13 protein-coding genes are annotated in these 12602 nt (G+C 59.4%); 6 read left to right on the plus strand and 7 right to left on the minus strand.

Going from position 1 to position 12602, the window contains the following annotated elements; genetic code table 11:
- Positions 1-164 precede the first annotated feature (164 nt).
- Genes EV130_RS01250 through EV130_RS01265 form a run of 4 tightly spaced genes read left to right on the plus strand, consistent with a single transcriptional unit; the run spans position 165 to position 4634 of the window.
- Complete coding sequence (locus EV130_RS01250) at positions 165-1442, plus strand: ABC transporter substrate-binding protein (RefSeq protein WP_074065522.1); 1278 nt, start codon at positions 165-167, stop codon at positions 1440-1442.
- A 26-nt stretch (positions 1443-1468) separates the two neighbouring features.
- Positions 1469-2467 (plus strand): carbohydrate ABC transporter permease, encoded by a 999-nt coding sequence (locus EV130_RS01255; protein WP_425375554.1) that lies wholly within the window; start codon positions 1469-1471, stop codon positions 2465-2467.
- Positions 2460-3548: a carbohydrate ABC transporter permease gene (locus EV130_RS01260; protein WP_132658980.1), complete on the plus strand. Its 1089-nt coding sequence runs from the start codon at positions 2460-2462 to the stop codon at positions 3546-3548. Before EV130_RS01255 ends, EV130_RS01260 begins: the two co-directional genes overlap by 8 nt.
- Positions 3549-3557: 9 nt before the next feature.
- Positions 3558-4634: an ABC transporter ATP-binding protein gene (locus EV130_RS01265; protein ID WP_074065523.1), complete on the plus strand. Its 1077-nt coding sequence runs from the start codon at positions 3558-3560 to the stop codon at positions 4632-4634.
- Positions 4635-4664: 30 nt separating this feature from the next.
- Here EV130_RS01265 and EV130_RS01270 read toward each other — a convergent pair whose 3' ends face one another.
- From EV130_RS01270 to EV130_RS01300, 7 genes are all read right to left on the minus strand, one after another.
- Complete coding sequence (locus EV130_RS01270; protein ID WP_074065524.1) at positions 4665-5579, minus strand: DMT family transporter; 915 nt, start codon at positions 5577-5579, stop codon at positions 4665-4667.
- A gap of 380 nt (positions 5580-5959) precedes the next feature.
- The gene (locus EV130_RS01275) at positions 5960-6604 is read right to left on the minus strand and encodes a CDP-alcohol phosphatidyltransferase family protein (protein ID WP_132658982.1); all 645 of its coding nucleotides are present in this window, start codon (positions 6602-6604) and stop codon (positions 5960-5962) included.
- The gene (locus EV130_RS01280; protein WP_074065526.1) at positions 6604-6993 is read right to left on the minus strand and encodes a hypothetical protein; all 390 of its coding nucleotides are present in this window, start codon (positions 6991-6993) and stop codon (positions 6604-6606) included. Before EV130_RS01280 ends, EV130_RS01275 begins: the two co-directional genes overlap by 1 nt.
- Complete coding sequence (locus EV130_RS01285) at positions 6990-7940, minus strand: phosphatidate cytidylyltransferase (RefSeq protein ID WP_074065527.1); 951 nt, start codon at positions 7938-7940, stop codon at positions 6990-6992. Before EV130_RS01285 ends, EV130_RS01280 begins: the two co-directional genes overlap by 4 nt.
- Positions 7937-8581 carry a lysophospholipid acyltransferase family protein gene (locus EV130_RS01290; protein WP_074065767.1) on the minus strand — a complete coding sequence of 215 codons (645 nt, stop codon included), beginning with the start codon at positions 8579-8581 and terminating at the stop codon, positions 7937-7939. Before EV130_RS01290 ends, EV130_RS01285 begins: the two co-directional genes overlap by 4 nt.
- Positions 8582-8693: 112 nt before the next feature.
- Complete coding sequence (locus EV130_RS01295; protein ID WP_074065528.1) at positions 8694-9995, minus strand: hemolysin family protein; 1302 nt, start codon at positions 9993-9995, stop codon at positions 8694-8696.
- A 126-nt stretch (positions 9996-10121) separates the two neighbouring features.
- Positions 10122-11456, minus strand: coding sequence for a PQQ-dependent sugar dehydrogenase (locus EV130_RS01300; RefSeq protein ID WP_074065529.1), 1335 nt, complete (start codon positions 11454-11456; stop codon positions 10122-10124).
- Positions 11457-11803: 347 nt separating this feature from the next.
- On the opposite strand from EV130_RS01300, the gene EV130_RS01305 reads away from it, so the two are divergent.
- Both EV130_RS01305 and EV130_RS01310 read left to right on the plus strand, forming a co-directional pair.
- Entirely contained in the window at positions 11804-12334 is a 531-nt protein-coding gene (locus tag EV130_RS01305) for a sigma-70 family RNA polymerase sigma factor (RefSeq protein WP_074065531.1), read from the plus strand.
- A 16-nt stretch (positions 12335-12350) separates the two neighbouring features.
- Positions 12351-12593, plus strand: coding sequence for a DUF2934 domain-containing protein (locus EV130_RS01310; RefSeq protein WP_074065532.1), 243 nt, complete (start codon positions 12351-12353; stop codon positions 12591-12593).
- Positions 12594-12602 lie beyond the last annotated feature (9 nt).

Genomic DNA, 12602 nt, shown 5'->3' on the forward strand with positions numbered 1-12602 from the left:
TCAAGAATGTTTTTGCAATCGAGACCGCGGCAAAGAGGCTACATTAGCGCTGCTTTTGGCAAAAATTCTTTCGGCTTGCCGGTTGACAATCTGGTAAGTCCAGACATGTTTATGGCAGATCGCCCCGGGCGGGAGGCGCCTCGCGATCGCTGGAGGATCTGGATATGAAACGCACCCGCATCGGCTTGTGGGCGGCCTCGACGCTGCTTGCAGCCACGGCGCTGACGGGTATTGCCCAGGCGCAGGAGCTCACCGTTTTTTGCGACGATATCGGCTTCGGCTGCCTGACCATGGATCCGGTGGTCAAACGATACGAATCCGAAAATCCAGGCGTCAAGGTCAAGCTCGAAACCGTTCCCTATCAGTCGCTCGTCGAAAGCCTGCCGGTGCAGCTCGAATCCGGCGAAGGCCCCGATGCGGCGATCATCACCGACCTCGGCGGCCTCAGCCGTTACTATCTCGACCTGACGCCTTATGTGAACGCGGCGAATTTCGAGAAGGAATACAGCCAGACCCTGCAATGGCTGCGTGGCTCCAATCCGACGAGCAAGGCGATCAACGGCATGCCGACGACGCTCACTGTCAACGGCGCCTATGTCAATCTCACCTTGTTCGAGCAGGCGGGCGTTGCGGTCCCCAAGGAAGGCGCAACCTGGGCCGAATGGGCCGAAGCGACACGCAAGGTGGCCAAGGCCACCAACACCGAATACGCCATGGAGATGGACCGCTCTGGCCACCGCTTTGCAAGCCTTGCCATCAGCTACGGCGCCGAATTGGTCGATGACCAGGGCAAACCGGTCATCGACAAGGGGCTGAAGGACGCGGTCGAACAGTTCGTGGCCTGGCACAAGGACGGGACAATGCCGATGGACCTTTGGGGAGCGGTCGGCGGCGCAACGCATCGCGAACTCTTCTCAGATTTCCTGAATGCCAAGACCGTGCTTTACTTCGGCGGCTCCTGGACACTCAGCCAGATGGACAAGGAAGTCGCAGACCTCTTCGACTGGCAGGTGGCACCTGCGCCTTGCGGGCCCTCGTCGTGCACCGTCATGCCGGGCGGCGGAGCGCTCGTCGGTTTCAAGCATACCAAGCAGCCCGAAGCGGTCGGCAAGCTGATCGACTATATCGCCCGCTCGAAGAACAACGCCGAAATCGTCTCGGCGGCCGTCGAGATTCCGGCGGCAAAATCGCTGATCGAAAATGGCGTGACCTATCCGGGCGCCTCTCAGCGTACGCAGCAATCGCTTTCGACCTTCATCGCCCAGATCCCGAAAATGGCGCCAGCCGCCTATCGTTTCCAGGGCTGGCGCTATCAGCGTGCCATGATGAACGCGCTGACGACGCGCATCAGCCAGGTCCTGAACGACGAATTGGAGGTCGATGCAGCACTTGACCGTGTCAAGCAGGATGTCGAGCTCGCCATCAAGGCGGCCGGCCAATAGACAGGTTGATCCGGAAGGAGAGCGGTATGGCCACAAGGGCTCGACTTGCGACGGTTGCCGGCGGCGTCATCCTCCTGCCGGCAAGGCTCGTCGAGCCTTTGATGACGGGCCTGCAAAAGGTCCTGGGCATCCGGCGCATGCCGTGGGTCTTTCTTCTGCCGAACCTTCTCGCCGTTTTGTTTTTCTCGCTGCTTCCGGTCGCAATCAACGTCTTCTATTCTGTCACCGGCAGCGACCGTCTTTATCCGAGCGAGCGACCCTTCATCGGTTCTGTCAATTACGAAACGCTGTTCGACTGCACCAACTACCTCGATGCATCCACCTGCTCGAGTGATCTCTTCTGGCGGGCGCTCGGCAACAGTCTCGTCTTCGTGCCAATCCAGGTGATCTGCATGATCGGCGTGGCGCTGCTTGCCGCTGTCTGCCTCAACCGCGAGATCCGCGGCCGCGGCTTCTTTCGCGCCGTCTTCTTCTTTCCCGTCATGCTTTCGCCTGTCGTCGTGGCGTTGACGTGGCAGTGGATCCTGCAGCGCAACGGCGCGCTGAACGGCATTCTGACATGGCTTGGACTTTCGCCCGTCAACTGGCTGGTATTTCCAAATACTGCCTTCTTCTGGTCGGTCTTCGTCACCGTCTGGGCGCATATGGGCTTTTACACGATCATTCTGCTCGCCGGTCTGCAGTCAATCCCGCGCGATGTCTACGAAGCTGCCAAGATGGACTCCGCCACCAACTGGCGGGTCTTCACGCGCATCACGCTGCCGCTTCTAAAGCCCGTCCTGCTCGTCGTCTTCGTCCTCTGCGTCATTCGCTCGGTCCAGACCTTCGATGAGCTCTACGTGCTGACAGGCGGCGGACCCGGATCTGCGACGATGCTGATCGTCCAATATATCTACGAGGTCGGTTTCGCCGTGCAGCCTCGCAATTTCGGTCTTGCGGCCGCAGCCTCGCTGCTGCTCGGCGTCGTGCTCTTGATCTTCACCGGCCTGCAGCTGCGACTGTCGAGGAATTCGCAACATGGCTGACGTTGCCCTGTCCAAATCCGGAGCTGTCATGCGCGGTCTGCTCTTTGCCCGGCGCGGGCGCAACCGGCTCGACGTGACAGATTGGCTCACCTATGGCTTCCTCGTCCTTGGGCTGCTCATCATGTTCACGCCGGTTGCCTGGGTGGTCCTGTCGTCTTTCAAGACGCAAGCGAATCTGCAGGAATTTCCCCCGAGCATTCTGCCCTATTCCAGTGAGACAGCCGTGGTTGAAGGTTTCGACCAGCCGCTGCCGCTCTTCGACGTAAACTTGAAGGACGGCACGAAGGCGCGACTTGCGCAGATCCGCCGCGTGGGCAGAAATGCACAGATGATCAGTCCGGACAATCCTGGCGCCGGCCGGCTCACCGTTGCCGTGACGGATGCCGTCCCCGTCCGCAAGGTGCGGCTTGCGATCGAGAACTACACCAACCTCATTGCTAGTTCCGGCCAGGCGATGGGCCGCTATCTCTATAACAGTCTTTTCATCACCATTGTTGCGACCATCATCACGCTGGTGATGAATTCCATGGCTGCCTTTGCGCTTTCTAAATACCGTTTCGCAGGCAGCAGCGTCGCCTTGATTTCGATCCTGTCGACGCTGATGATCCCGGCAACCGTGGTTCTCGTGCCGACTTACCTCATCGTTGCCGAGCTCGGCCTTGTCGGAAACCTCTGGGGTGTCATCCTGCCGACCGTCGCGACGCCGACCGGCGTCTTCCTGCTCCGCCAATACATGCTGACCATCCCTGACGAACTGATCGAAGCAGCGCGCATGGATCATGCCAGCGAGTGGCGCATCTTCTGGCGGATCGTCCTGCCGCTTTCCAGCCCGGCGCTTGCCGTCGTGGCGATCTTCTCGATCCTGTCGCGCTGGAACGACTTCCTGCTGCCCTTGATCGTCCTCAATCGCCGCGAGGTCTATACGCTGCAGCTGGCGCTCAACTCTTTCCAGAGCGAGTTCGAGGTCCGATACGATCTGATGCTCGCCATGACGACCCTGACGGCGCTGCCGCTTGCCTGCGCCTTCATCTTTCTGCAGCGCTACATCACCACCGGCATCGCATCCACGGGCATCAAGTGAGTTTCGTTCATGGCCAATCTCGTACTTGAAAATGTCAACAAATCCTTCGGCACGCTGCAGGTGATCCCCGATATCAATCTCGATATTAGGGATGGCGAATTCGTCGTCTTCGTCGGCCCGTCCGGCTGCGGAAAGTCGACGCTGCTTAGAATGATTGCCGGGCTCGAAGAGGCAACGGGCGGCGACATCCGCATTAACGGCGAAAGCGTCATCGACACGCCGGCGGCCGATCGCGGCGTCGCCATGGTCTTCCAGTCCTACGCTCTTTATCCCCACATGACCGTTCGCCAGAACCTGAGCTTCGGACTTGAGAATATCCGGATGCCGAAGGACGAAATCGACCGCCGCGTTGAAGCAGCCGGCAAGCTTTTGCAGATCGACACGCTGCTCGACCGGCGCCCCCGCCAGCTGTCCGGCGGTCAGCGCCAGCGCGTCGCAATTGGTCGCGCCATCACCCGCGACCCGAAGATATTCCTGTTCGACGAGCCGCTTTCCAACCTCGATGCAGAATTGCGGGTGCTGATGCGCGTCGAGATTACCAAGCTGCACGAGCGGCTCGGCAATACGATGATTTACGTGACGCATGACCAGATCGAGGCGATGACGATGGCAGATAAGATCGTCGTCCTTCGCAAGGGCGTCATCGAGCAGGTCGGTGCGCCGCTTGATCTTTATAATCGCCCGCACAACACTTTCGTGGCCGGCTTCATCGGCTCGCCGCGCATGAACCTCGTCGAAGGGACAATCGGCACTTCGACCAACGGGACGCTCGCCTTCGAGGGCGCCGGGTTGCCGCCATTGGAATTGCCCCTTGAAGCCGGGCTTGCAGGCATACGGAAAGCAACACTCGGTGTGCGGCCCGAAGATCTCCTGGTCGGCGAAAGCGGCTGGCCAGCCGAGGTCGCCGTTGCCGAACAGCACGGCGCCAACAGCTACCTGCATTGCATCCTTTTAAACGGCGAGCCGATCCTGGTGCACCAGCAGGGCCAGAGCCGGGTTGCGCGCGGCGATGTCCTCAACATCGCACCCCGTGCGGGCCATTGGCACCTGTTCGATGAAACAGGCCTGCGGATCAAGATCGACTGAGCCTGCCGCGACAGTCCTTCGACTGAAGGCTCAATGTCCGTCCGGCGGAACGACGTCCGGCGTGATCGTGTCCCTGAGGTTTTTCCGATGGAAGATGAAAAGCCCTGCAAAGACGATGATCGCCGCGCCGATCAGGATCTGCATATCGGGTACGTCATCGAAAAAGACCATGCCAAGCACGATCGCCCATATGAGAAGCGTGTATTGCAACGGTGCCAGCAGCGATGCCGGGGCAAGTTTCAGCGATCGGGTAATCAGCAGATGGGCGCAGGAGGCGACGACGCCCAGAAGCAGCATGCCACAGTAGTCGAGAAGCGTCGCCTGACGCCAGTGGCCGATACTGAGAATGATCCCGGCAATGAGAGCAGCAATCGTCTGCCAGGTGACGAGCGTGGTGTCGCTTGTCGCGCGCAAGGAGCGGTTCATCACCAGCGTGAGCGCGAAGGCGAGACTGCCCGTCAGACCGAAAAGAGATGGCAGGGACAGCATCGCAGACGATGGACGGAGCGCTACGACGACACCGGCAAAGCCGATGAAAACCGCAAGCCAGCGGCGCCAGCCGATCTTCTCGCCGAGGAAGAAGTGCGATAGCGCGGCGACATAGATTGGCCCCGCCATATAGAAGGTCATGACGTCGGCAAGCGGCAGATAGGCGACGGCCGCATAAAACAGGCTGACATCGCAGGTCGTCATGACGACGCGCATCAGCTGCTGCCCCTTTTGCTCGACGTTGAAGAGCTGCCGCGTCCCTTGCCGGACGATCATCGGACCGAGCACGATGAAAGCGCCGACCGAGCGGATCACCAGCACCTGGCCGACGGCGAAACTCGCAACCAGCCATTTGCCCATCGCATCGTTGAGCGCAAAGAGGAAATCGCCGAGCAGCATCAACAAGACGCCCGTCAAGATCACGTTCGAACCGACGGCAACGGTACTGCGCTTCATCCTGACCTTCCTTGATACGACACTGCGAGGCAGCCGAGTTCGGCTTCCGATTTAACGGCCCCGATGTCAAGGTCAGGCTGAAGCTTAAAGCGCCTCAGCGGCGCGATTCGATCGCCATGCGAACTAGCAAGTCCTCCAGGGACTGTTGCCGCACCATGCGCTAGGCCCGATCCAGGCCGGCCGTTCGCCGAGACAAAACGTGATGGACCCGGCAGAAAGCGCAATGAGTGCGCTGACGCTGATCGCGATCTAAGTAAAGCCGACGCGATCGATGGCACAAAGAGCTGCCGACCTGCGGGTTCACGAATTACGGCAGCAGTGAGAAATGGACGGATCACAATCTAAAGCCGCAGCAACTTCCGCCCACGGCACAGCCGTTGTCAGTTCGAACTTTTCATGGACCGGATCAGGCGCAAGCTGCGCCGGGCCGCGGTTGCGGCGGCACCGACAAGCACAATCCAAAGTCCGAGCCAAAGGACATGGTTCTGCAGATCCCAGTAAGGTTCGCCGATCGAAATGACAGCGGCCACGGTGATGATCGCCATGCGGTGCTGCTTGGCCATCGGGCCTGAAAAATCACTGCCGTGACCCGTGGCCCGGCCAAGTTCGCGCACATAGGCAGTCAGCACTGCGAATGCTGCTGCCGCCCAGCCAAGGCCGAGATGGCCGATACCGAGACCGATGCCTGCAAAAATCAGCATGTCGGCGGCGCGGTCTGGAAATTCGTTCCAGAAAGGACCGTCGGCCTCTGCCTTGCCCCCTTCCACCGCCACCATGCCGTCAAACAGATTGCACAGAAGTCTCACCTGGCAAAAAAGTGCCGCAAGAGCGAGAAGAACCATGCGCGAATAGCCGGCGTCGCGTCCGGCGGCAAAGAACAAGAGACCGGCAATGAAGGCAGCGGCGATGCTTGCCTGGGATATCTGGTTCGGCGTGACGGACCTCGTCGCGACCTTCTGGGCGATCGCCCTTGCCCACCAGCTGTTCCGGCTATTCAAGGGGCGACGATCTTGAGTGTCAGTCATCACTTACCTTTCCCGGTCAAAAGCGAATAATTGTAAATCGCCGCATAGCTGGTGGAGACGGCAAGTGGCACCGCAACGGTCCTTAATATTTCCGGTGTTGCGGCGAGTGCGTGAATGGCGATGAGGATGCTTGCAGAACCGAGACAGGCGATGAGAGGCGGCGCAATCAGTGCGGCAGAACCCTTGAAGCGCGTGGAAAATATTTCGACCGCCGATTTCAAGTACAGGGTGAGGCAGGCAGACAGCGTGCCCTGAACGAGGCCGGCAAGCAGCATGCGCGGTAAAGGATGAACGCGATTGGCAAACAGCGCCCAGCTTCCCATGGCGAGAAAGGCGAAACTCACGTGCACGGTGCTGCTGCGTCCAATCCGCCCGACCCATCCACTCATGTCAGTGACCACCAGTAGCGGACAAGGTGAAAGAAGATTGGTGCCGAAAACACCACCGAATCGAGGCGGTCGATCAGTCCGCCATGACCCTCGATGAGATTGCCCCAATCCTTGACACCCCGGTCGCGCTTGATAGCCGACATCACCAGACCGCCGAAGAAGCCCATCAGCGTGATGACCAGCGAAAGCAGTCCCGCCTGCAACGGCGTGAACGGTGTGATCCACCAGAGCGACGCGCCGATCAAAGTCGCACTGGCAACACCGCCCGCAAAGCCCTCGACCGTCTTCGACGGCGAGAGTTTCGGGGCAATCTTCGTTCGCCCGAAAAGCTTGCCCCAGACATACTGCAAGACGTCGCTGAGCTGCACGACGATGACCAAGAATGCGATGAGCAGAACATTGCGGCCCTCGTAGCCGGGAATGTTCAACGTCAGCAGCGCCGGCACGTGCGAAGCGCAGAAGACGCAGATCATCAAGGCCCATTGCACTTCGGCGATGCGGATGAGGAACCGTTCGGTATCGCCCCGAAGCACGGAAATGATCGGCATCAGCAAAAACGCGTAAACCGGAACGAAAATCGAATAGATTCCGTATTCTTCAGCCCACAACAAATAATACTGAATGGGAAGGACCACGAAAAAGGCCGAGGCGAGCGCCCAGTGATCAGCCCGCTTCGTGTTTGTCAGCGTGATGAATTCTCGAAGTGCCGCAAAGGAGCAGAAGGCGAAAAGAATGATGACGCCGGCACGACCGGCCAGAAACGCAATGCCGATGAAGATCACCATGATCCACCAGGCCTTGATGCGGGCATTCAGGTTCTCGACGGCGCTGTTCGAGCCATCCGGCGAAAGGCGCCGATGCAGGACATAGCCAACCAGTGAGGCGAGGATCAGCACGGCGAAAACGCCGAGCACCAGCGTAATGAGATCGGACCGCGCGTCGTTCATTCGCTGTTGCCTGCATGTTTTGGAGAAAGGGAAATCAAGGCGGCCCTTGCCCTTGACAGAAAACCATCCTTGGTCTCGCCGGGATCAAGACGGATCGGGCTGCCGAAGGTTACTGTGCAGATCAGTGGAATTGGCACGATCTCGCCCTTCGGCATGACGCGATTGAGGTTGTTGATCCAGACCGGCACGAGATCGATCCCCGGGCGCAATACGGCAAGATGGAAGAGGCCGCCCTTGAAAGGCAGAAGCGGCTCGTCGGTCTGGTTGCGCGTGCCTTCGGGAAACAGGATCAGCGACGAGCCGGCGTCGATTGCCGCCGCCATCTGCTCGATCGGATCCTGCGTGCGCCTCTCACGGTCGCGCTCGATCAGCACGGCATTGAAGACTTCGCGGCCAATGAAAGTGGTAAGCGGCGATTTCAGCCAGTAGTCTGCTCCGGCCACAGGCCGTGCTCGCCGGCGAAGACGCGGCGGCAGGACCGCCCAGATCAGGATGAAATCGCCATGGCTCGAATGGTTGGCAAAATAGATGCAGCGCCGGGGCGGTAAACCGTCATTCGCCCAGATCGCCCGCACCGCCGTGATTGCGCGGGCAAACAGCACGATTGCGATCGCCACAGGCTTTGCGATCAGGCTGTGCATCTGCTTCATTAGCCCAATTCCCGCATCACGATTGCAGGAACGTAGCCGCGTTTTTGACAAAGCGGAAGACGGTTGCAAAGCCGGATAAAGATTTCCACATGGAGCGGAGGGATCAAGTCGTCCGCTCCTCGCCTTCGACAAGCTCCCGCGAGACGAGGATCTTGTCGACGCGGCGGCCGTCAAGATCGACGACTTCGAAGCGCCAGCCGTCTTTCACGAAGCTTTCGCCGAGGTCGGGCAGGTGTTTCAGCTCTTCCAGCACAAGGCCGGCGACGGTCTGGAACCCGATGTCATCTGGCAACTTAAAGTTCATGAACTCGGCGAATTCGTCGATCGGCGTCCAGCCGGAAACAAGATAGGAACCATCGGCGCGGCGAATAATTGCCTGCTCGTCGGCAGGTCCCTCCTGCAATGCGCCCATGATCGCCTCCATGATGTCGCCGGAAGAGACGATTCCCTCGAAGTGGCCGTATTCGTCGTAGACAAGCACCATGTGGACCGGCGATCTGCGGATGGCCTGGATGACATGCGTTGCCGTCGAAAGATCCGAGATCACCGGAACTTCATGGGCAAGCGACTGGATGTCGGCATGGCCATGTGCGTCGAGCGAATCGTAAAAGTCCTTCACGAAGAGCACGCCAAGCATCTCGTCAGAACTGTTTCGCCGCACGGGCAGGCGCGAGCGGTGCGTTCGATGCAGTTGCTTGCGAATGTCTTCGATACTGTCTTCGATGTCGACGACCTCGACGTCGCGGCGCGGAGTCATCAAGGCTCTCGCCGTGCGGTCGGCAAGCCGCATGACACCGGATATCATCGCCGATTCCTCGCTCTCGATCACCCCGGCGCTCTGCGCCTCGGCAAGCACCGTCTTGATCTCTTCGTCGCTCACCCCGTCGCTGCCTTTTCCGGACTGACCAAGAAGCGTAAGCACAAGCTTGCCGGACGCGTCGAGAAGCCAGACGAGCGGCAAGGCAAGCTTGGAAAGCAGGACCATGGCCGGGGCAACCTTGCTTGCGACCACTTCAGGTTCGCGAAGCGCAATCTGCTTCGGCACCAGTTCGCCTATAATCAGCGAAAGATAGGTAATGGCAACGACCACCGTGCCGACGCCAAGCGCATCGGAAACGGCAGAGGAAACGCCTTGTGCGCTGAGCCAGGCCGAAAGACGACCGCCCAGCGTGGCGCCCGAAAAGGCACCCGATAGAACGCCGACAAGGGTAATTCCGATCTGAACGGATGACAGGAAGCGGCCGGGATGTTCGGCAAGTTTGATGGCTTGGGCAGCCCCCCGGCTCCCATGATCGGCAAGGACCCTCAGACGGGCCGGACGTGATGAAACGACAGCAAGTTCAGACATTGCGAGCACACCGTTGAAGATAGTGAGCAGCACAATGATTGTGATCTCCAGAAACAAATGAAGCCTATGACATTGACAGCGATGCCTCAAAATAGGGCCAAAGCGCCGACAATGAAAGCAAGGCTTTCATCCTGCTTCGGCTATTTTTGCTCGGCGCTCCTTTATGGCCGAGCTTGGGCCCCGTCAATGTGCCGAAGCCGGCGTGACCCGCCATATCGTGTTGCCGACGTCATCGGCAACAAGCAATGCACCCTTGATGTCGATTGCGACGCCGACAGGTCGGCCAAAGGCCCTGTCGTCGGCCCCGATAAAGCCCGTCAAGACATCGCGCGGCGGGCCGGATGGCTTGCCATCGGCGAAAGGCACGAAGATCACCTTGTAGCCGCTGCGCGGCCTGCGGTTCCAGGAGCCGTGCTGGCCGACGAAGGCGCCGCCGACATAATCTGGACCAAACAGGTTGCTCGTGTTGAAGGACAGGCCGAGCGAGGCGGTATGAGGACCAAGGGCATAATCGGGGACGATGGCGCTTGCTACCATTTCAGGGTTCTGCGGCTTTGCCCGACCATCGATATGCTGGCCGAAATAGCTGTAGGGCCAGCCATAAAAGCCGCCTTCCTTCACCGAGGTCATATAGTCGGGAACAAGATCGCTGCCGAGTTCGTCGCGTTCGTTGACTGCCACCCACAGTGCCCCCGTCCGCGGCTGCCATGCAAGTCCATTTGGATTGCGCAAGCCGCTTGCAAAGACGCGAACAGCCTTTGTGGCAAGATCGATTTCGAGGATAGAGGCACGGTTTTTTTCCGCATCCATGCCGTTTTCCCCGACATTGCTGTTGGAGCCCACGGTGGCATAGAGCTTGGTGCCGTCAGGGCTGGCGATCACGTCCTTCGTCCAATGCTGGTTGATCGGACCTGCTGGAAGATCGGCGATTTTCGCGCCCGGCGTGGTGATCACCGTTTCACCTTCCTTATAGGCAAAAGCCATGACCCCATCGGTATTGGCGACATAGAGCACGTCCTTCGAATATGCCATGCCGAAGGGCGAATTGAGATCCTTCAGGAGAACGGTGCGCATCTCGGCGGCACCGTTATTGTCGGCATCGCGCAGCAGCGTGATGCGGTTTGCACTTTTGACCTCGGCGCCGGCCCGGCTCATGAGCAGAGTTTCGAACCAGCCACGGATGCTGAACCCGGCGTCTTCACCCTTTGGCGGCTTGTTGCTTTCGGCAACAAGAACATCGCCGTTCGGCAGGACATGGATCCAGCGCGGGTGGTCCAGGCCCTTTGCAAAAGCGTTCACCTTCAGCCCCTGTGCGGCTTTTGGAGTGGCGCCTACTGGCCAGCTCGCCGCTTTAGCGACATTGACGGTCGGGATCAGCGTCGGGTTCGGCGCAGGCAGCGTCGGTGAGGGACCGTAGCCTTCCTCGATCGGGACTGTCGCGGATTCACGCTCAAAGACGAATATCCACCCGCCCGCAACAAGGACGAGAAGAAGGACGACAAGGATGAACTTCTTCATGAATGATCTCCAATAAAAGACCGTGCTAACGGCCTGGCTCGTTATGGGTTTCAACGCTCTCCAGAGTTCGAAACGATCGCAAGGTGCGCAAGGTTCGAGATTTCAATGGCGCTGCCGCATTTCTTGACCGGCGTCTTTGATCATGGCCCTTTTCGATGCGACAAAACCACAGAGGACGAACTTGAGCGATCACACAGCATGCCGGGCGATCTTGAGGCATTTGCCCAAACCGACAGCCTGACACTTTCGGGCTCCGACCGTCCCATTGTACGATTGCGGACCTATGAAGTTTATGGGGAACTTCACCGAGTGGGACGGCATTAATTCCTCCGTAGAAGGAGGACGCCATGCCAACAGTCACCGTTGCAAAAGCTTGCAGCGCTCAGGCAGAAATCATCTCGCTTCTTCCAGCTCTCAAAGCCTTTGCGAGGCGATTCGAGCGTGTTGAAAGCGACGCCGACGATCTCGTTCAAGAAACGGTCTCCAAGGCACTTTGTCACATCGAGCAGTTCCAGGACGGCACGAGCCTCAAATCCTGGCTCTTTACGATCATGCGCAATACCTATTGCAGCAGCTACAAACGCCGCAAGCGCGAGCCGGTGGGCTGCGTCGGCGACCTGACTGACTGTCAGATGCCGGTCAAATCGACGCAGGAATGGTCGGTAAGAGCCCTTGACGTGCAGGCGGCGATCGACAAGCTCGGAGCCTCGCACCGCCATGCCCTGATGCTCGTCGTGAACGGGACAAGCTACGAAGAAGCAGCTGCAATCTGTGACTGCCAGGTGGGCACCATCAAAAGCCGGGTGAGCCGCGCGCGCAACCATCTTCTGGAAATGCTCGGCGAGACGCAGTCTTCCGAAGCAGCCTCGTTACACTAGGAAGGGACGCGGAGCGATGAGCCGCCACGACAGAAACGAATGGATCGCCAAGAGGGCCTATGCACTTTGGGAAGCGTGCGGTCGTCAAGATGGGCGCGATGGAGAGCACTGGGCACAGGCTGTGCGCGAGCGCGACGAGCTGGAACGCACGCAGGCTTCGGCCGACGGGCGCGAGGTGCTGATCCGGTTCAGACCAAGACCACCGGCTGCGACGTCTTCGAAACGCGCGGTGAGCCCGGCCTCTCGTGCAACCGGCTGAAGGAACACT

This window comes from Rhizobium azibense, from assembly GCF_004342325.1.
Lineage (GTDB): Bacteria > Pseudomonadota > Alphaproteobacteria > Rhizobiales > Rhizobiaceae > Rhizobium > Rhizobium etli_B.